Source organism: Micromonospora sediminicola (assembly GCF_900089585.1).
Classification (GTDB): Bacteria; Actinomycetota; Actinomycetes; order Mycobacteriales; family Micromonosporaceae; genus Micromonospora; species Micromonospora sediminicola.
Genome location: NZ_FLRH01000003.1, coordinates 605,001 through 624,304, shown reverse-complemented (window position 1 = coordinate 624,304; position 19,304 = coordinate 605,001). Strand labels below are relative to the sequence as shown.

The following is a 19,304-nucleotide window of genomic DNA, read 5'->3' as shown; positions in this document are numbered from 1 at the left end:
CGTTCGATGGTGCGAAGGGGTCGTCGGGCGATCTCTCGATCCGATCGAGAACGAACGCCTTCCGGCGGTACCAGGACGGTCGAGCTGGAGCCCCAGAGCCGTGGCGGCCTAGGCTGCGGGTAGATGCTGATGGCCCTCGGAGGTAGGCGTCTCTCACCTCCGAGGGCCACTCACACCCGGCAGCCGCGTCGTTCTCTCGTCCTAAGCCTGGTGCCGTTACGCTCGCAGATGTGACGCGCCCCGGTGCACTGACGGCGATCGCAGAGTACGACCTTGTCGTACGAGACCAGTTCCTTCGCGCGACCGTGGCTGGGCCTGGTAGCTGGACGTCCTGACGCGGCTCTGACCCGCCGCAGCCCCCATAGTCCATGGTCCGTTATTCGGCGTCCGGGAAGCGCAGCGTCAGTTACTGGAACCGGTGGCCGCGGCCGACGTCGACGGGGTGGAAGTCCACGACGTTTCACTCACTGGGTCGAAAACATCGCTGCCCCGGCCGTGCGAGAGAACACCCTCGCCGGCTACCGCGTGGCCGCCTACCGGCACCTCATCCCCGGCCTCGGTGCCCATCGCATCGAGCGCCTGGAGCCCGAGCACCTGGAGCGCTTCTACCGCCGGATGCAGGAAACCGGCAGCGCTCCGGCGACCGCCCACCAAGCGCACCGCACGATCCGGACCGCACTCAACGAGGCCGTGCGCCGGGGGCACCTCGCCAAGAACCCGGCCACCCTCGCCAAGGCCCCGCGCCTGCCAGAGAGTGAGATCGAGCCGTACACGGTCTCCGAGGTACAGCGATTGATGGCCGCCACCCACGGCCGACGCAACAGCGCGCGGTGGGCGGTCGCGCTAGCCCTCGGCCTGCGCCAAGAGGAAGCGCTCGGCCTCCGCTGGCCGGACGTCGACCTGGACGCGGGGACGCTGACCGTCCGGCGCGGCCGGCAGCGGCCGAGGTGGGAGCACGGGTGTCGCTCACCGTGCGGCCGGAAGTACGGCGGGCACTGTCCCGCCCGCCGCCAGGTGCGGGCCGATACCGCTGAGACGAAGTCCCGCGCCGGCCGGCGCAGCATCGGGCTTCCCGACGAGCTGGTGGCGCTCCTCCGCAAGCACCGCGACGAACAGGAACAGGAGCGCGCGACCGCCGCGCAACTCTGGGAGGACGGTGACTGGCTGTTCGCCACACCGACCGGCGGCCCGGTCAACCCGCGTACCGACTACGACGAGTGGAAGCGACTGCTCAAACTCGCCGGGCTACGGGACGGCCGGCTACACGACGCCCGGCACACCGCCGCCACGGTGCTGCTGATCCTCGGCCTTGCCGAACGGGCCGTGATGGGAATCATGGGCTGGTCGAACTCAGCGATGGCGGCCCGGTACCAACACCTCACCGCCCAGGTCAGGCGGGACATCGCCCAACGCGTCGGAGGGCTGTTGTGGGACAGCTCAACAGGGGACCCGGAATCGACCTCTTGAGCAGCAACTGAGACCGAAACTGAGACCACAAGCGGAACGCCCGACCGATCCTCGCGGATCGACCGGGCGTTCTCGCATTTCACGAGCGGTGGCGGCGGGATTTGAACCCGCGGAGGGCGTAAACCCTCACACGCTTTCGAGGCGTGCTCCTTAGGCCACTCGGACACGCCACCGCCGACGAGGGTACAGGACCACCGGTCTGGACGCCGAACCGGTATCCCTCCGGCCGGCCTGGCAGGATCTTTGCCATGAGTACGCACATCGGCGCTGAGCCGGGAGAGATCGCCGAGCGGGTCCTGATGCCGGGCGACCCGCTGCGGGCCAAGTGGATCGCGGAGACCTACCTCGAGGAGGCCCGCTGCTACACGACGGTGCGCGGCATGCTGGGCTTCACCGGGCGGTGGAACGGCGTCGACGTCTCCGTCCAGGGTTCCGGCATGGGCATGCCGTCCGCCTCCATCTACGCCCATGAACTGGTCAACGAGTACGGCGTGAAGTCGCTGATCCGGGTCGGGTCCTGCGGGGCCCTGACCGAGGACCTGGCGCTGCGCGACGTGGTGGCGGCGATCGGCTCGTCCACCGACTCGAACATGAACCGGATGCGTTTCGACGGGCTGATCGACTACGCCCCGGTGGCCGACTTCGGGCTGCTGCGTACCTCGGTCGAGGTGGCCGAGCGGCGCGGCATCAGCATGCGGGTCGGGCCGATCCTGGCCGCGGACGCCTTCTACACCGACCGGCCGGACCTCTACGACACGCTCGCCGACTACGGCGTGCTGGCGGTGGAGATGGAGTCCGCGGCGCTCTACACGATCGCCGCCCGCTTCAAGGCCCGCGCGCTGACCATCCTGACCGTCAGCGACCACATCAAGACCGGCGAGAAGACCACGTCGCAGGAGCGTGAGCAGACCTTCGGCCAGATGGTCGAGATCGCCCTCGACACCATCATCGCCTGACCGATCCGTTCCGCCGACCGCCCCGTCACCGCCCGGTGCCGGGGCGGTCGTCGTCCGCGCCGCGCCACGACCGACGCCGGCGCGGCGCGGCGGGCGGGTTCAGCGGAAGAACGCGCGCAGGAGCGCCGCGCTCTCCGTCTCCAGCACGCCCCCGTACACCTCGGGGCGGTGCGTGACGCGGCGGTCGCGCAGCACGTCCCAGAGCGAGCCCACCGCACCCGTCTTCGGCTCCCACGCCCCGAACACCACCGTCGAGACCCGGGCCAGCGCGATCGCACCGGCGCACATGGTGCACGGCTCCAGCGTCACCACCAGGGTGCAGCCGTCCAGCCGCCAGCGACCCAGCCGCTGCGCGGCCCGGCGCAGCGCCAGCACCTCGGCGTGCGCCGTCGGGTCGCCGGTCAGCTCCCGCTCGTTGCGCCCGATCGCCAGCTCGGCGCCGTCGGGGGCGTACAGCACGGCACCGACCGGCACGTCGTCGGCGTCCTCGCCGGGGGTGCCGCTGTCCGGGCCGGTCACCGCGACCTCCAGGGCCCGGCGCATCCACAGCTCGTGCCGCTGCCGGCGACCCAGCTCGCCGAGCCCGGCCAGCCACTCGTCGGCACCCGGCCCCGCGCCCGGCGGTCCCACCGTCTCCAGCGCCGGATCGGTGGCGTCGACCGGTTCCGCCGCGCCGGGGGTGACCGACTCTCCCGGCTCAGACCTCACGCAGCTCCTCGACGTCGTCCGCGCAGCCGAGCACCTGGCAGATCTCGGCGGTGACGTCCGCCGGCATGGAACCCTCGTGGGCGCAGAGCGCGAGCAGCTTCTGCGCCGGGATGCCCAGGTCGGCGAGGAGGTCTGCGTCGCCCACCGGGTCGGCCTCCGGGTCCACGGCCGGCTGCTCGCTGTCCTCGTCGCCGCCGGTCGGGCGCGGCTCGTCGACGTCCTCCAGCCCGGTGACCGAGGTCTTCAGGTCGCCCACCAGCAGCGCGCCCAGCCGGGACTCCTCCGCGTAGGCCGAGTCGGAGCCGAAGACCCGCAGGTCCTCCCCCTCGTCCAGGCGCAGGATCACCAGGTACGTGTCGTCCGCCTCGACGAAGAGCAGGGAGAGGTCGGCGTCCGGCTCGACGTCGCGCAGCCGGTCGGCCACCTCCTCGATGTCGGTGACGCCCCGCAGGCTCACCTCGCCGGCGGTCCAGCCACCGTCGACGCGCGCCACGGCAGCAGCGAAGTACGACACGGTCCCCCCAAATTGGCCTCGGCAGCACGCCGACACGTCACGCGATGCACGTTAACCGGTCGGGTCGGCGGGCGACCGGTCAACGCCCCGTAAGGGGCCGGCCGTTCCTGGAGAAAGTGGTTCAGCCGGCGACGCGCCGACGGGTGGCGATCAGCTGGCGCAGCCGCTCGGTGCGCGCCCGCTGCGGCCGTTCGCGCTGCTGTACCGCACGGGCACCGGCCAACTCGGCGAGGAGTTGCAGGCGACGGCGGCTCCGCTCGGGGTCGAGCCGCGGCGGTGTGGTCCAGGCCATACCGCGAGCGTGAACCGTCACCACGCGTTCGTCAAGATGGTCTTCGCTACGCAGCGAAACCGGCACCCAAGGTCACCAGAGCGGCCAGTCGCCGGACTGCGCCCACCGCACCGCGACGACCGCGGCGGCGATGCTCCAGCCGCCCGCGGTGACGATGGCCACCCCGGTCGCCACCCCCCGGTCGCCGTGGCGGACCAGCGCCGCGGCGGCCGCCCAGGCCACCCCGCCGGCGAACAGCGTCCACCACGCGTAGCCGGGCACATCGCGGCCGACCAGCCCGAACAGCAGCAGCCAGGCGAACGCGGCCACCGCGCCCACCGCGACGCCGCCGCCGGTGACCGGGTGCGGTTCGCGGTAGCTGGGCCGCATCGGCCCGCCGGACGGGAAGAGCCCCGACGGCGTACGCGGCGGCGGGTGCGCCACCCCCGGACCGGGCCCGTCGGATACGCCGTACCACCCGTTCGTCACCGCTGCCCCCTTCCCGGGTGAACCAGCTCAACAATCACGCACAGTAACCGATCGATGTGGCCGGCTCTCGGCGTTCGTCCCCACGGTAGTGGTCTGCCAGGATGATCGGATGCGCTCGCCATCGATCGGACGCCGCGCGCGTCCGGCGTACCCGGTCCTGCTGCTCGTGGCGGCGCTGGCCGCCGGGTGCGACCGCCCCGCCGCGCCCGCCGACGCCTGGCGGGACCCGAGCCCGATGGTGACCGCCGCGCAGCCGGCCGAGCCGGCGAGTCCCCGCCCGACCCCGCCGGCCGCCTCCTCCGCCGCCCCGACGCCGACCGGCACCGACGTGCGGCGGGTCTTCCCGGTCCGGGCCGGCAACGTCGACTACCACCCGACGCACGGCGGCTATCCGGGCACCGACCTCTTCGCCGACTGCGGCGAGCCGGTCGTGGCGGTCACCGACGGCGTGGTCCTGGAGGTCAGCCGGGTGGACCGGTTCGACAAGCGCGGGCCGCTCGGGCCGAACAACGGCGGACTCTCGGTGTCGCTGCTCGGCGACGACGGGGTGCGCTACTACGGCTCCCACCTGAGCGCGATCACGGCCGGCGTCGACGCCGGCGTACGCGTGCGCGCCGGCCAGCAGCTCGGCAAGGTGGGCCGCACCGGCAACGCCAACAACGTCTGCCACCTGCACTTCGGGCTGTCGCCGAAGTGCACCGGCACGAACGACTGGTGGATCCGGCGGGGTGTGGTCTGGCCGGCGCCCTACCTGAACTCGTGGCGTAAGGGCGGCAACCGGTCGCCGGTCGCCGAGGTCACCGCCTGGCAGCGCAAGCACGGCTGCCCGACGTCGCCCGGCCGGTCGACCGCCGGCGGCTGACCCCGACGCGCGGTGCGGGGCCACCCGGCGGGCGGCGCGAGCGCGTAGGTTCCAGGGCATGACTGCCCGGGACCCCATCGCCGACCTGCGCCGGATCGCGTTCCTGCTGGAGCGGGCGAACGAGGCCACCTACCGGGTCCGGGCGTTCCGGTCGGCGGCCGCGGCGCTCGGCGCGCTGCCCGCCGGGGAGGTGGCGGAGCGGGCCCGCACCGGCAAGTTGACCGAGCTGGCCGGCGTCGGCGACGTGACCGCCCGCTGTGTCGTCGAGTCGCTGGCCGGCGAGGAACCCGTCTACCTGCGCCGGCTGGTCGCCACCGAGGGCACCGACCTGGACGAGGAGGCGGCGCGGCTGTGGGACGCGTTGCGCGGCGACTGCCACACCCACTCCGACTGGTCCGACGGCGGCTCGCCGATCGAGGAGATGGCGCTGGCGGCGGTCGAGCTGGGGCACGAGTACGTGGTGCTCACCGACCACTCGCCCCGGCTCAAGGTGGCCCGGGGTCTCACCGCCGACCGGCTGCGCCGGCAGCTCGACCACGTGGCCGCCGTGAACGATGCGCTGCCGAAGGGCTTCCGCATCCTCACCGGCATCGAGGTCGACATCCTCGCCGACGGCTCGCTGGACCAGGACGACGAGCTGCTCGCCCGGCTGGACGTGGTGGTCGGCTCGGTGCACAGCGGCCTGAGCGACGACCGGGCGCGGATGACCCGCCGGATGCTGGCGGCGATCGGCAACCCGCACCTGGACATCCTCGGCCACTGCACCGGCCGGATGGTCTCGTCCCGGCCGGCGGGCGTGACCGGGCCGGGCGACCGGGGCCACCGGGCCCGCACCCGCAAGGAGAGCGAGTTCGACCCGGACGCCGTCTTCGCCGCCTGCGCCGAGCACGACGTCGCCGTCGAGATCAACTCCCGGCCGGAACGGCAGGACCCGCCGAAGCGGTTGATCCGCCGGGCGCTGGAGGCCGGCTGCCGATTCGCGATCAACACCGACGCGCACGCGCCCGGTCAGCTCGACTGGCAGCGCTTCGGCTGCGAGCGGGCGGCGCGTTGCGGCGTACCGGCGGACCGGGTGGTCAACACGTGGACGGCCGACCGCCTGGTGAAGTGGACGGCGGGCCGGGGCTGAGCGGTCAGCCCCGGGCGGCCGGCTCGACCGTGCGCGCCGCGGGGGCCACCGGCTCCGGCCGGCGTCCACGCCTGCCGAACAGGCCCTGCGCGACCGCCACCCCGACGAGCACCACCAGCGCGCCGACCGGCTGGTGCCAGTTCATCCGCTCGCCGAGCACCACCGCGCCGACCAGCACCGCGAACACCGGGATCAGGTAGGTCACCGTGGACGCCGTGCTCGCCCCGGCCAGCCGGATGTTGCGCATGTTGATCACGAAGGCCAGCCCGGTGCCGAGCGCGCCGAGCGCGAGCACGCTGGCCACCACCCGCAGCGACAGGTCGGTCGGCATCGGGGGCGCGCCCGCCACCAGCGGCGCGACCAGCGCGAGCTGCGCGGTGGCCACGAGCAGTTGCGCCGCCGACAGCGACAGCCCGGAGTGCGCGCTGCCCGCGATGAACTTCTTCTGGTACGGGATCGCCAGGCCGTAGCAGGCCGCCGCCCCGAAGCACATGAGCTGGCCGGTGAAGTGGGCACCGCCCACGCCCTCCCAGACGCCGAGCACCACCAGCACGCCGACGAAGCCCAGCCCCAGCCCCACGGCCCGCCGCGCGGTCAGCCGCTCGGTGCGGAACACCAGCACGGCCAGCGGCAGCACGATCAGCGGCGTGGTGGCGTTCCAGATGCCGGCCAGCATCGACTCGACCCGCTGCTCGCCGAAGCCGAAGAGGGTGAACGGCAGCGCGACGCCGAACGCGGCGACCACCAGCATGTGCGCCCAGACCCGGGGCTCGCGGGGCAGCCGGTCGCGCAGCACGGCCAGCACCACCAGAAGCGTGACCGCGCCGGTGGCGACCCGGAAGAGGGTGAGCTGCACGGGGTGCAGCTCGGTCACCCCCACCTTGATGAAGAGGAAGCTGGAGCCCCAGATGGCGGCGAGCGCGACGAACCCGGGCAGCCAGCTCCGCAGCGGCGCGCGGTCAGGAGTGGTCTCGACTGTCACCCCTGACACTCTGCCCCTGGGGTACGACGATGTCGCGCGAAATTCAGACGCCGTGTCGACCGCCACAGCAACCGCCTTACAGTGGAGGCGTTGACCAGCCGAGGAGGTGAGACGTCGATGGCCATGCCCACGCCGTTCGATCCGCTCGTCGACTTCGACGGGATGTGGACCACCGAGCTCGCCGACCGTTACCTCCCGCTGCGCGAGCTGCCGAACGCGCGCTACGAGTGCATCGACGGAAGGCTGGTCATGACCCCCGCCGAGACCGGCACCAACAGCTATGCCGAGGGCGAGCTGCTGCATCTGCTCAAGCCCGCGGCGAAGGAAGCCGGCTACTACGTCTTCGGCCAGGTGAACCTGACCTTCAGCCCGGACCGCTGGATCCAGCCCGATCTCACCGTCCTGCACGCGTTGCCCGAGACCGACCAGGATGATCGCTGGATCCCGGTGCGGCTGTGCACCATGGCGGTCGAGTTCGTGTCGCCCGGCAGCCGCCGTCAGGACTTCGTGGACCAGCCCCGCCGCTGCGCCGAGGCCGGCGTCCCGTACTTCATGCGGGTGCAGGTCGTCCGCCAGATCCGTCACGTCGGCGTCGAGTTCCTCACCCTCCGCGACGGCGGCTACGTCAGCACGGCGCAGGCGGTCAGCGGCCAACGACTCAAGCTGGACGCACCCTTCACGATCGACTTCGATCCGGTCGAGTTGCTGCCCTGAGCCGTCGGGTCGGTGCCGGCGAACACGGCAAACACTGTCGACACCGGGGTGGCCCGGTCACGTAGGGTTCGCCCGTGGGACGAATCGATGACCTCGCCAACCGGTACGTGGCCGAGTGGGCTCCGCTGAGCCCGACCGGCGCCACCTACGTCGGCATCGCCGGCTACGACGACCAGCTCGACGACCTCTCGCCGGACGGCTACGCGGCCCGGGCGGACCTGGTCCGGCGCACGCTGGGCCAGCTCGACGTGACCGAGCCGGAGACCGAGGCGGAGCGGACCGCCAAGGAGGCGATGCAGGAACGCCTCGGCCTGGAGCTCGCCCGGCACGACGCCGGGGAGACCACCAGCGAGATCAGCGTCATCGAGAGCGGGCTGCACGAGATCCGGATGGTCTTCGACCTGATGCCGACCGACGGCGAGGAGGCGAAGGCCAACGTGGCCACCCGGCTCAACCGCTTCGCGTCGGCGCTGGAGGGCTACAAGCGCACGCTGCGCGAGGCCGCCGCCGACGGCCGGGTCAGTTCGCGGGTGCAGCTCGTCGAGGTGGCCAAGCAGTGCGACGTCTGGGTGGACCCGGAGGGCGACAACTTCTTCCACGGCCTGGTCGAGCGGCTCGACGCGGACGGCACGCTCGGCGCGGAGCTGCGCAAGGGCGCCGCCGCCGCGACCGCGGCCACCGCCGAGTTCGGTCAGTTCCTCCGCACCGAGCTGGCCCCGGTGGGGCGGGAGAAGCAGGCCGCCGGCCGGGAGCGCTACGAACTGGCCTCGCAGTACTTCCTCGGCGCCAAGGTCGACCTGGACGAGACGTACGCCTGGGGGTTCGCGGAGCTGGCCCGTCTGGAGGCCGACATGCGGATCGTGGCCGGGCAGATCGCCGGTCCGGGCGCCACGGTCGACGAGGCCGTCGCCGCGCTCGACGCCGACCCGGCGCGGACCGTGCGCGGCAAGGAGGCGTTCCGCGACTGGATGCAGGAGCTCGCGGACAAGGCGATCACCGAGCTGAACGGCACCCACTTCGACATCCCGGAGCAGGTCCGCCGGATCGAGTGCCGGCTGGCGCCGACGAGCGACGGCGCCATCTACTACACCGGCCCGAGCGAGGACTTCTCCCGCCCGGGGCGGATGTGGTGGGCGGTGCCGCAGGGCATCACCGACTTCTCCACCTGGCGCGAGGTGACGACCGTCTACCACGAGGGCGTGCCCGGCCACCACCTCCAGGTCGCCCAGACGGCCGTCCGGGCCGACCTGCTCAACCGCTGGCAGCGGCTGCTCTGCTGGGTCTCCGGGCACGGTGAGGGTTGGGCGCTCTACGCCGAGCGCCTGATGGACGAGCTGGGCTATCTGGCCGACCCGGGCGACCGGCTCGGCATGCTCGACGGGCAGGCGCTGCGCGCGGCCCGGGTCATCGTCGACATCGGCATGCACCTGGAGTTGGAGATCCCGGCGGACAACCCGTTCGGCTTCCACCCGGGCGAGCGCTGGACGCCGGAGCTGGGCTGGGAGTTCATGCGGGCGCACTGCCGGGTGCCGGACGAGAACCTGCGTTTCGAGCTGAACCGCTACCTGGGCTGGCCGGGGCAGGCGCCCTCGTACAAGGTGGGCGAGCGGATCTGGTTGCAGGCGCGGGACGAGGCGAAGGCCCGCAAGGGCGCCGACTTCGACCTGAAGGAATTCCACCGCCAGGCGCTCGACCTGGGGGCGCTGGGGCTCGACCCGTTGCGCCGGGCGCTGGCCCGGCTCTGAGCACGGCGACGGCCGGGAGTCGGAGTTCCCTCCGGCTCCCGGCCGTTTCGCTGTCCGCGCCGGTCAGGCCAGGTCGACCCGGAGCACCGGCCGGGCGGTGAGTGACTTCGAGTTCTCGTACGCCAGCTCCATCACCGGGTCGGTGAAGCTGATCGGGATCGGCGAGGTGATCGGGATGCCGTCCGGGAAGGGCAGGTCCGGCGTCAGCGTGATCTTGATGCCGAGCAGGTACCCGACGAACCGGGTGGCGTAGAAGGCGACGTCGCCCTCGACGGTGAGCCGGTCGGTCACGTACCGCTGCTTCTTGCCGGCCGGGCCGCTGGCCAGCAGCGTGAAGTCGTCGGTGACCGCCTTGTCCATGGTGAACTTCAGGCACTTGAGCGTGCCGTCCCGGGTCGGCAGCTCGACGATGCCCTCGAAGCGCAGCCCCGTCATCGTGACCTTGGAGCCGGTGAGCCGGGACGGCGGGTCGGCGACGATCGGCTGGTTCGGGTCGGCCGCCAGCTTGGGCAGCGGCTTGCCCTCCTCGACCGGCTTCGGCTTGGTCGGGGCGGGCTTGTCCTCGTCGCAGTCGGCGCCCGGCTCGGCCGGGGTCGACGGCTTGGCGCTGCCGCTGGGCTTCGGCGTGGCGCTTCCACTCGGGGTCGCCGCGGCGGCGGCCACGGCCGACGCGGACGGCGACGGCTCGGCCTTGTCGTCGTCACCGCCGGTGAACAGGCCGGTGATGCCGTCGACGATGTCGGTCAGCAGATTGCCGTCCTTCTCCTCCGCCGGCTCGGCCGGCGCGGTGGTGCTCGGACTGGCCGACGGGGAGGCCGTCGGGGTCTTCGAGGCGGACGGCTTGGGCGCCGGGGCCGAGGTGGTCGGGCAGGCCGCCGGTGCCGCGATCGCCGGCCGTTCGTCGCGGATCGCGACCAGCCCGGCCGCCGAGACGGCGAGGACCAGCAGGATCGCGTACGCCCGGGGCGGCTGCCCGGAACCGCGCGGCGCGTCCGTGGGCGGCGCGTCCACGGCCGGTTCCGCCGGGGCCGACTCCCGCAGCGGGTTGCGCGGCTCCGGCAGGGTGTCGGTGAGCACCCCGGTGGTGTCGTCCTCCCGCTGCCGGGGCAGCAGCTCGTCGACCAGGGCCGGCTCCGGCTCGTCGGCCGGCTCCTCGACCGGCTCGTCGTCGGCCGGTTCCGCCGGAGGCACGTCGGCGGCCGGGCCCTTGCGCGGCACCCAGGCGAAACCGAGCGCGCTGCCGACCATGCCGAGCAGCAGGCCGATGAAGAAGCCGCCGAGGTTCACGCCGATCAGCGAGTAGAGCGCGGTGATCGCCGCGACCACCGCGTAGAACATGCGCTGCGCCGGGCTGAACCAGAGCAGCATGCCGCAGGCCACGAGGATGGTGGGGATGAGCCAGGACAGGAAGCCGGTCGGCCCCATCTGGAAGGTGAGGCCGTTGAGGCTCAACTGGGTGGTGGCGAAGATCTCCAGGCCGGCCAGGGTGGTGAAGAGCCCGCCCCAGAACGGCCGCGCCCGGCGCCACCGGCGGAAGCCACGCCACGCCTGGCCGAGCCGACCGGGCCGGGCCTGCTGCGTTTCGGCGGTTGTCACGTACTCCTCCTGGCGGTGCTGACGGGGTGAGACATGGTCGAGGCCCGCGGAGGGCGCCCTCCGCGGGCCTCGAGTTCAGATCAGAAGCATTCCTTGGCGTCCTTGCCCACGTTGACCTTGAGCTTCAGGCCGTTGAGGGTGAAGACGCCGGCGCTGGTGGAACGGGCCACCTGCTCCAGGTCCGTGATGGTCACCGCGTCGGCGCTCTGGCCGAAGGACTTCGGCACGACCGGCTGCGCCGGGTTCATGTCGGCCGCGTCCCGGCCGATCTTGATGTTCTCGAACCGGGCGTCACCCTCGAGCGAGTCCATGTCGATCAGCAGGTTGGTGGCGGTGGCCGGCTTGCCGCCGCCGCCGGCGTTGATGGTCAGCACGATCGGCACGCCGGGGATGCTGGCGTTGACCGACTGGCAGAGGTCGTAGAGCTTGGCGTCGGCGATCTCGGAGACCGCCACCGGGTGCTGGGTGCCGTCCGACTCCTTGGCGATGCCGCCGTACTGCTTGAAGCCGGTGCCCTCCAGCTTCGAGGCGCCGACCTTGAAGGTCTGGCCCGACACGGCGAACGACGCCGCGATGGCGCCGTTGGCCATCCCCAGCACGATGCCGCCGGCCACGACGGTCGCGGGCACCATCACCGCGGCGAAGCGCCGCCAGCGGGTGCCGCCACTCAGCTCGCGGTTCTCCGATTCACTCACAAGGTCCTCCTCGACGGGGGTGCGTCTCCGGACGCGGGACGCGACGCGGGACGGAAAGCTGCGGGGCGGCGCGGGTGCCGTTGTGCCGAACGGGCCGCGCGGTCGCGGATTGGATGCTCTCGCGAAGCGACAGACCTCACAAGCCCCTTGCTACTGACGGGTAACACAGCTGTGGTATCAAGATCGCCTACGGTTACCATCGGTTAACGTCCCGGCGACAACCGGCCCTGGGCAAACCGGCCTGATTACGACACGATGGCGCAGAGGTTTCACCTGTGGTAGCCATCACGGTCAAACATCACAGTTCAGTAACGGCCAGCTGACAAGCCGCTGAGGGTGAGGTGCCGATCACCCGTCCGGCCGACCCGCGACGACGACCGGAGACCGGTCAGCTCCGGCCGTCCAACCACGACCCCAGCAGGTGGCGGTCGATCGAGTCGATCCGGCCGAGCGGACGACCGGCGGTGACCCGGGCGCGCAGCTCGTCCCGGGTGAACCAGCGCGCCTCCACCACTTCCGCACCGTCGACCCGGACCTCCGTCGACGCCGCCGTCGCCCGGAAGCCGACCATCAGCCCGGCCGGGAACGGCCACGCCTGCGAACCCTGGTAGACCACCCCGCGCACCGCGATCCCGGCCTCCTCGACCAGCTCCCGCCGAACCGCGTCCTCCAGGCTCTCGCCGATCTCCACGAAACCGGCCAGCAGCGACCACGAGTCCTCGCCGGCGCCACGGTGCCGGGCCAGCAGGCAGCGCTCCGGCTCACCGGACGACTCCACCAGCATGATCACCGCGGGTTCGATCCGGGGGAAGAGCAGCCGGCCGCACCCGTCGCCGGTGCAGGCCCGGGTGTGCCCGCCCGCCCCGGCGACCGTCGCCGCGCCGCACGCGCCGCAGAACCGCTGGCCCCGGTGCCAGTGCAGCAACCCCTTCGCGTACGCCTGGACGGCCGCCTCGGCCGCCCCCAGCCCGCCCACCAGGGACCGGACGTCCACCGCCTCGACGGCGCCGGCCAGGTCGCGGGCCTCGCCCTCGGCGCGGCCGGAGAGGTCGGCGGCGAAGACCGCCCGGCCCTCCGCCAAGCCGAGGAAGACCGTCTCGTCGGCGGCGGCGAGCAGGCCGGCCGCACCGACCACCGCCGGTCGCACCGGCGTCCGCCCGGCGTCGACGAGGCACCGGTCCCGCCACAGCGGCAGCACCACGCTCTCCGGATCGGCCAACCGCCCGGCCAGCCAGGCCGGGTCGCCGCGCAGCGCCGCCGCCCGGTCCAGCCACCCACCGCCGTACGCGGCCACCACCCGGTCATCCGTCCGCACCCGCCCACCGTGCCACGACCGGCGACGGAGCGGGGGCCGGAAACGGGTGACGGGTACGACACCGGCACTCGCCCGACACGGCTGCCGGCCGGAGACTCCCGACCGGCTCGAGCGTTGGTTACCGTAGGTGTCTCCCGCGGGGGAAGCGGTCCCCGCGTGTCTTTCCGATCGAGGTTGCAGTGACGATGAACGGCGAGAAGATGCCGGCTGCCGACGACCGGCCCACCATCAAGGTGGCGGCGGTGAGCTGGCCCGGCGTCGAGCTGGAGCCGGTCGCCACACCGCCCGACACTGGCGGCGGGGAGAAGCCCGGGCGGTCCCGGCGCGGCCGGCTGCTGCTGGCCGGCGGGCTCACCGCCGCCGTGCTCGCCGCGGGCGTCGGCGTCGGCGCCTACGCCTACGCCGGCGACGTGCCCCGCGGCACCACCGTGCTCGGCACCGAGCTGGGCGGTCGGAGCCGGGCGGACGCTGCCCGGGCGCTCCGCGCCGAGCTGGAGCGCCGCGCCGAGACGCTGACCGCCCCGCTCACGGTGACCGTGGGCGAGAAGAAGGCCGAGCTGAAGCCGGCCGACGTCGGGCTCGCCATCGACGTGGACGCCACCGTCGCGGCGGCCGCCGCCGCCGACGCGCACGCGGTCAGCCGGCTCGTCGGGTCCCGCACGGTCGAGCCGGTGGTGACCGTCGATTCCGCCCGGCTGGAGGCCGCCCTGCGCAAGGCGATGGGCTCCCAGGGCCGGGAGATGACCATGCCGGCCATCATCTGGACCGGCACCACCCCTAAGCCGGTCTACCCGAAGCCGGCGCTGACCGTGGACACGGCCGGCGCGACCGAGGCGGTGACGTCCGGCTGGCTCGCCGCCCGGCCGGTCACCGTGCCGCTGGTGGAGAAGTGGCCGGCAACCACCCGCGAGGAGGTCGACCGGCTCGTCACCGAGCTGGCCCGGCCGGCCGTCTCCGCACCCGTCACGCTCACCACCGACGGCGGGTCGGTGACCATCCCGCCCGCCGCCATCGCCAGGTCGCTGCGCTTCTCGGCCGACGAAGCCGGGACGCTCACACCCCGGGTCGACGTCAAGCGGCTGCGTGCCGCGCTCGGCGGCAAGCTGGCCACGCTCGAGGTGGAACCGCGCGACGCCGGGCTGACCATCAGCGGCGGCAAGCCCAAGGTGGTGCCCAGCCGCGCCGGCCGCCAGGTCGACGCCGCCGCGCTCGGCCCCGCACTGCTCGCGGTGCTGCCCAGGTCGACCGGCCGCTCGGTCAGCGCCGAGCTCAAGCCGGCCGCGCCGGAGCTGACCGAGGCCGCGCTCGCGGAGCTGGGCATCAAGGAGCGCGTCTCCACCTTCACCACCCGGTTCACCGGCGGCCTCTCCTCACCGCGCAGCCAGAACATCGTCCAGGCCGCGAAGGACGTGGACGGCACGATCGTGAAGCCGGGGGAGACCTTCTCGCTCAACGGCCACACCGGTGAGCGCGGCTACGACCAGGGCTACCAGGACGCGCCGACGATCGTGGGCGGCAAGCTGGTGCCGGGGGTGGGTGGCGGTGTCTCGCAGTTCACCACCACGCTGTTCAACGCGACCTACTACGCGGGGATGCAGGACGTCGAGCACAAGCCGCACTCGTTCTACTTCAGCCGCTACCCGGCCGTGATCGAGTCGACCATCTACTGGCCCCAGCTCGACTTCAAGTTCCGCAACAACACGCCGCACGGCGTGCTCATCGACACGTCGTACACGTCCAGCACGATCACCGTGTCGATCTGGAGCACCAAGATCTACGACAGCGTGAAGACCGAGTACGGCCCGCGTCGGAACATCACCCAGCCGAAGACCGTCTACCTGAAGCCCGGACCGGACTGCATCGCCGCGGCGGGCAGCGTGGGGTTCGCGCAGGACGCGTACCGGGTGATCAAGAAGGACGGCAAGGTGATCAAGCGGGAGAAGTTCAGCTGGCGCTACGACCCGGAGCCGCGCTTCATCTGCGCGCCCGAGCCGGGCGCCTGACCCGCGCACACGAGGAGGCCCCGCCCGGCATGGCCGGCGGGGCCTCTCGCTGTCCTCAGTGGTTCTCAGGGCCGCGCCGCGGCCAGGCCCTCCCGCACGCCGTCCGCGTCGCGGTCGGTGCCGTAGACCGGCGTGTCCGGCTGCTGGCGCCAGCTCTCGTCCAGCGTGCCGGCGTCCACCGGGTCGAAGCCCAGCTCGTCCACCAGCCCCATGACGATCCGCTTGGCGTCCGCGTCGTCGCCGGCCACCGGCAGGGCGATCCGGCCCACGGTGCCCGCCGGCTTGCCGTTGTCCATCAGGTGCGCGGCCTGGATGTTGTTGAAGACCTTGACCACCCGGGCGCCCTTGAGGTGGTCCGCCGTCCAGCGGCTGGAGCTGAGGCTCCGGTCCAGCAGCTCCGGGATCTCACCGTCGCGCTGGGCGTAGTAGTTGTTCGCGTCGACCACGAGCTTGCCGTCGAAGAGCGCCGCCGGCAGCTGCGGCACCGCCTTGAGCGGGATCGCGACGACCACCAGCTCCGCGCCCCGGACGGCGTCCTCCAGCCCGGCCGCCCGCGCGCCGGTCTCGGCGGCGAGGTCGGCGAGGCTCTCCGGCCCGCGCGAGTTGGCCACCGTCACGTCGTGGCCCAGTGAACTCAGACGACGGGTGAGGGTGCCCCCGATGTGCCCCGACCCGATGATTCCGATCTCCATGACCACTCCTGTACCCCGGCCGGTCCGTCCCGATCACGAACCCGCCGTACGCCACGTCACGTTTCTCCAGCCGCCAGGGGCGGCCGGGCGCACGGAAGGATCCCCGATCGACGGTACGAGACACCCCGGGCCGGCCGTGGTGATTCCGGCCGGACCGGCGGGGAAATGCGTCAGGGCCACCCCATACGGGGTGGCCCTGAGCTGAAGATTGTCCGGCGGTGTCCTACTCTCCCACACCCTCCCGAGTGCAGTACCATCGGCGCTGGAGGGCTTAGCTTCCGGGTTCGGAATGTTGCCGGGCGTTTCCCCTCCGCCATGACCGCCGTAACTCTATGAACATGTCAACCAACCCGATGGGTGGTGTTTGTTCAGAGTTGCACAGTGGACGCGTAGCAGCTTGGTAGTCAAGTCCTCGGCCTATTAGTACCGGTCAACTGAACCCGTTACCGGGCTTACATTTCCGGCCTATCAACCCAGTCGTCTAGCTGGGGGCCTTACCCCACAAATGTGGGTGGGATACCTCATCTTGAAGCGAGCTTCCCGCTTAGATGCTTTCAGCGGTTATCCCTTCCGAACGTAGCTAACCAGCCGTGCCCCTGGCGGGACAACTGGCACACCAGAGGTTCGTCCGTCCCGGTCCTCTCGTACTAGGGACAGCCCTTCTCAAGTATCCTACGCGCACGGCGGATAGGGACCGAACTGTCTCACGACGTTCTAAACCCAGCTCGCGTACCGCTTTAATGGGCGAACAGCCCAACCCTTGGGACCTGCTACAGCCCCAGGATGCGACGAGCCGACATCGAGGTGCCAAACCATCCCGTCGATATGGACTCTTGGGGAAGATCAGCCTGTTATCCCCGGGGTACCTTTTATCCGTTGAGCGACACCGCTTCCACATGCCAGTGCCGGATCACTAGTCCCGACTTTCGTCCCTGCTCGACCTGTCAGTCTCACAGTCAAGCTCCCTTGTGCACTTGCACTCAACACCTGATTGCCAACCAGGCTGAGGGAACCTTTGGGCGCCTCCGTTACCCTTTAGGAGGCAACCGCCCCAGTTAAACTACCCACCAGACACTGTCCCTGAACCGGATAACGGTCCGAAGTTAGATACCCAAATCAACCAGAGTGGTATTTCAAGATTGCCTCCACCCATACTGGCGTATGGACTTCACCGGCTCCCACCTATCCTACACAAGCTAATTCAGATACCAATGTCAAGCTATAGTAAAGGTCCCGGGGTCTTTCCGTCCTGCCGCGCGTAACGAGCATCTTTACTCGTAATGCAATTTCGCCGGGCCTGTGGTTGAGACAGTGGGGAAGTCGTTACGCCATTCGTGCAGGTCGGAACTTACCCGACAAGGAATTTCGCTACCTTAGGATGGTTATAGTTACCACCGCCGTTTACTGGCGCTTAAGTTCTCCGCTTCGCCCCGAAGAGCTAACAGGTCCCCTTAACGTTCCAGCACCGGGCAGGCGTCAGTCCATATACATCGAATTACTTCTTCGCATGGACCTGTGTTTTTAGTAAACAGTCGCTTCCCCCTGCTCTCTGCGGCCATACAACGCTCCACCCGCGCGGGGCTTCACGTCTCCGGCCCCCCTTCTCCCTAAGTTACGGGGGCAATTTGCCGAGTTCCTTAACCACAGTTCGCCCGATCGCCTCGGTATTCTCTACCTGACCACCTGTGTCGGTTTGGGGTACGGGCCGCTAAGAACTCGCTAGAGGCTTTTCTCGGCAGCATAGGATCACTGACTTCACCTGAATCGGCTCGGCATCACGTCTCAGCCTATGTGCACCGCGGATTTGCCTACGGTACGGCCTACACGCTTACCCCGGCACAACCACCGGCCGGGATCAGCTACCTTCCTGCGTCACCCCATCGCTTGACTACTACCCGCCAGGTTCCCACGCTCACCACCATCAGTCCGAAGACGTCCGGCAGCTCGGATGGTTAGCACAACGAGGTTCATCAGGGTCGCTCTTTCGCGGGTACGGGAATATCAACCCGTTGTCCATCGACTACGCCTCTCGGCCTCGCCTTAGGTCCCGACTCACCCAGGGCGGATTAGCCTGGCCCTGGAACCCTTGGTCATCCGGCGGAAGGGTTTCTCACCCTTCTTTCGCTACTCATGCCTGCATTCTCACTCGTGCCGCGTCCACAGCTGGGTCACCCCGCTGCTTCACCCCCGGCACGACGCTCCCCTACCCATCCACACACCTGCACAAGGAATCAAGTCCAAGCGAGGTTGAAATGTGAATGCCACAGCTTCGGCGGTGTGCTTGAGCCCCGCTACATTGTCGGCGCGGAACCACTTGACCAGTGAGCTATTACGCACTCTTTAAAGGGTGGCTGCTTCTAAGCCAACCTCCTGGTTGTCTATGCGATCCCACATCCTTTTCCACTTAGCACACGCTTAGGGGCCTTAGCTGGTGATCTGGGCTGTTTCCCTCTCGACTACGAAGCTTATCCCCCGCAGTCTCACTGCCGCGCTCTCACTTACCGGCATTCGGAGTTTGGCTGATTTCGGTAAGCTTGTGGGCCCCCTAGACCATCCAGTGCTCTACCTCCGGCAAGAAACACGCGACGCTGCACCTAAATGCATTTCGGGGAGAACCAGCTATCACGGAGTTTGATTGGCCTTTCACCCCTAACCACAGGTCATCCCCCAACTTTTCAACGTTGGTGGGTTCGGCCCTCCACGCGGTCTTACCCGCGCTTCAGCCTGCCCATGGCTAGATCACTCCGCTTCGGGTCTAGAGCATGCGACTATGTTCGCCCTATTCAGACTCGCTTTCGCTACGGCTCCCCCACACGGGTTAACCTCGCCACATGCCACTAACTCGCAGGCTCATTCTTCAAAAGGCACGCCGTCACCCCGCAAGGCTCCGACGGATTGTAGGCGAACGGTTTCAGGTACTATTTCACTCCCCTCCCGGGGTACTTTTCACCATTCCCTCACGGTACTCGTCCGCTATCGGTCACCAGGAAGTATTTAGGCTTACCAGGTGGTCCTGGCAGATTCACGGCAGATTTCAGGAGTCCGCCGCTACTCGGGAACACCCACAGAAGACTGGCAACTTTCACCTACCGGACTATCACCGTCTACGGTCAGCCATTCCAGACTGTTCGACTAGCCACCAGCTTTGTAACTCCTCGAATGCGTG

General features: G+C 70.2%; 15 protein-coding genes, 1 tRNA gene, 2 rRNA genes and 1 pseudogene (1 of these 19 only partly in view). 7 read left to right on the top strand and 12 right to left on the bottom strand.

Annotated features, from left to right (window positions below):
- Nucleotides 1-459: 459 nt before the first annotated feature.
- A pseudogene (locus GA0070622_RS03390) lies at nucleotides 460-1,467 on the top strand (tyrosine-type recombinase/integrase); the annotation flags it as partial.
- 86 nt (nucleotides 1,468-1,553) lie between these two features.
- On the opposite strand, the gene GA0070622_RS03385 reads toward GA0070622_RS03390, so the two are convergent.
- Nucleotides 1,554-1,640: transfer RNA gene (locus GA0070622_RS03385), tRNA-Ser, on the bottom strand.
- Between the two features lie 75 nt (nucleotides 1,641-1,715).
- On the opposite strand from GA0070622_RS03385, the gene deoD reads away from it, so the two are divergent.
- On the top strand, nucleotides 1,716-2,423 hold the full coding sequence (deoD, locus tag GA0070622_RS03380; RefSeq protein WP_091568373.1) for a purine-nucleoside phosphorylase: 708 nt from the start codon (nucleotides 1,716-1,718) through the stop codon (nucleotides 2,421-2,423).
- 99 nt (nucleotides 2,424-2,522) lie between these two features.
- Here deoD and GA0070622_RS03375 read toward each other — a convergent pair whose 3' ends face one another.
- The 4 genes from GA0070622_RS03375 to GA0070622_RS03365 all read right to left on the bottom strand — a co-directional run bounded on the left by GA0070622_RS03375 (nucleotide 2,523) and on the right by GA0070622_RS03365 (nucleotide 4,306).
- Nucleotides 2,523-3,131 (bottom strand): nucleoside deaminase, encoded by a 609-nt coding sequence (locus GA0070622_RS03375; protein WP_091568370.1) that lies wholly within the window; start codon nucleotides 3,129-3,131, stop codon nucleotides 2,523-2,525.
- Nucleotides 3,121-3,645 carry a tRNA adenosine deaminase-associated protein gene (locus tag GA0070622_RS03370; RefSeq protein WP_091568366.1) on the bottom strand — a complete coding sequence of 175 codons (525 nt, stop codon included), beginning with the start codon at nucleotides 3,643-3,645 and terminating at the stop codon, nucleotides 3,121-3,123. Before GA0070622_RS03370 ends, GA0070622_RS03375 begins: the two co-directional genes overlap by 11 nt.
- Nucleotides 3,646-3,766: 121 nt before the next feature.
- Nucleotides 3,767-3,937, bottom strand: a complete 171-nt coding sequence (locus tag GA0070622_RS32375; RefSeq protein ID WP_172967891.1) for a hypothetical protein — start codon at nucleotides 3,935-3,937, stop codon at nucleotides 3,767-3,769.
- 72 nt (nucleotides 3,938-4,009) lie between these two features.
- Nucleotides 4,010-4,306, bottom strand: coding sequence for a hypothetical protein (locus GA0070622_RS03365; RefSeq protein WP_091576827.1), 297 nt, complete (start codon nucleotides 4,304-4,306; stop codon nucleotides 4,010-4,012).
- Between the two features lie 208 nt (nucleotides 4,307-4,514).
- Between GA0070622_RS03365 and GA0070622_RS03360 the strand changes: the two genes are divergently transcribed.
- Both GA0070622_RS03360 and GA0070622_RS03355 read left to right on the top strand, forming a co-directional pair.
- Nucleotides 4,515-5,267 (top strand): M23 family metallopeptidase, encoded by a 753-nt coding sequence (locus tag GA0070622_RS03360; RefSeq protein WP_091568362.1) that lies wholly within the window; start codon nucleotides 4,515-4,517, stop codon nucleotides 5,265-5,267.
- Nucleotides 5,268-5,325: 58 nt separating this feature from the next.
- Nucleotides 5,326-6,396, top strand: coding sequence for a PHP domain-containing protein (locus GA0070622_RS03355; protein WP_091568357.1), 1,071 nt, complete (start codon nucleotides 5,326-5,328; stop codon nucleotides 6,394-6,396).
- A gap of 4 nt (nucleotides 6,397-6,400) precedes the next feature.
- Here GA0070622_RS03355 and GA0070622_RS03350 read toward each other — a convergent pair whose 3' ends face one another.
- On the bottom strand, nucleotides 6,401-7,378 hold the full coding sequence (locus GA0070622_RS03350) for a DMT family transporter (protein ID WP_176710410.1): 978 nt from the start codon (nucleotides 7,376-7,378) through the stop codon (nucleotides 6,401-6,403).
- Nucleotides 7,379-7,468: 90 nt separating this feature from the next.
- On the opposite strand from GA0070622_RS03350, the gene GA0070622_RS03345 reads away from it, so the two are divergent.
- Nucleotides 7,469-8,092, top strand: a complete 624-nt coding sequence (locus tag GA0070622_RS03345; RefSeq protein ID WP_218060565.1) for a Uma2 family endonuclease — start codon at nucleotides 7,469-7,471, stop codon at nucleotides 8,090-8,092.
- Nucleotides 8,093-8,166: 74 nt separating this feature from the next.
- Complete coding sequence (locus GA0070622_RS03340) at nucleotides 8,167-9,837, top strand: DUF885 domain-containing protein (RefSeq protein ID WP_091568347.1); 1,671 nt, start codon at nucleotides 8,167-8,169, stop codon at nucleotides 9,835-9,837.
- 63 nt (nucleotides 9,838-9,900) lie between these two features.
- Here the strand turns inward: GA0070622_RS03340 and GA0070622_RS03335 are convergent, their stop codons facing one another.
- The 3 genes from GA0070622_RS03335 to nudC all read right to left on the bottom strand — a co-directional run bounded on the left by GA0070622_RS03335 (nucleotide 9,901) and on the right by nudC (nucleotide 13,443).
- Nucleotides 9,901-11,433, bottom strand: coding sequence for a DUF6114 domain-containing protein (locus GA0070622_RS03335; protein ID WP_091568343.1), 1,533 nt, complete (start codon nucleotides 11,431-11,433; stop codon nucleotides 9,901-9,903).
- An 80-nt stretch (nucleotides 11,434-11,513) separates the two neighbouring features.
- A complete protein-coding gene (locus tag GA0070622_RS03330; protein WP_091576824.1) occupies nucleotides 11,514-12,065 on the bottom strand; it encodes a DUF6230 family protein in 552 nt (183 codons plus the stop codon).
- A 451-nt stretch (nucleotides 12,066-12,516) separates the two neighbouring features.
- Nucleotides 12,517-13,443, bottom strand: a complete 927-nt coding sequence (gene nudC / locus GA0070622_RS03325) for an NAD(+) diphosphatase (protein ID WP_091568339.1) — start codon at nucleotides 13,441-13,443, stop codon at nucleotides 12,517-12,519.
- Between the two features lie 185 nt (nucleotides 13,444-13,628).
- Between nudC and GA0070622_RS03320 the strand changes: the two genes are divergently transcribed.
- Nucleotides 13,629-15,446, top strand: a complete 1,818-nt coding sequence (locus tag GA0070622_RS03320; RefSeq protein ID WP_176710409.1) for a VanW family protein — start codon at nucleotides 13,629-13,631, stop codon at nucleotides 15,444-15,446.
- Nucleotides 15,447-15,511: 65 nt separating this feature from the next.
- Here GA0070622_RS03320 and GA0070622_RS03315 read toward each other — a convergent pair whose 3' ends face one another.
- The 3 genes from GA0070622_RS03315 to GA0070622_RS03305 all read right to left on the bottom strand — a co-directional run.
- Complete coding sequence (locus GA0070622_RS03315; RefSeq protein ID WP_091568329.1) at nucleotides 15,512-16,138, bottom strand: NADPH-dependent F420 reductase; 627 nt, start codon at nucleotides 16,136-16,138, stop codon at nucleotides 15,512-15,514.
- Nucleotides 16,139-16,348: 210 nt separating this feature from the next.
- Nucleotides 16,349-16,465, bottom strand: a 5S ribosomal RNA gene (gene rrf / locus GA0070622_RS03310).
- Between the two features lie 73 nt (nucleotides 16,466-16,538).
- A 23S ribosomal RNA gene (locus GA0070622_RS03305) occupies nucleotides 16,539-19,304 on the bottom strand (it continues 344 nt past the right edge of the window).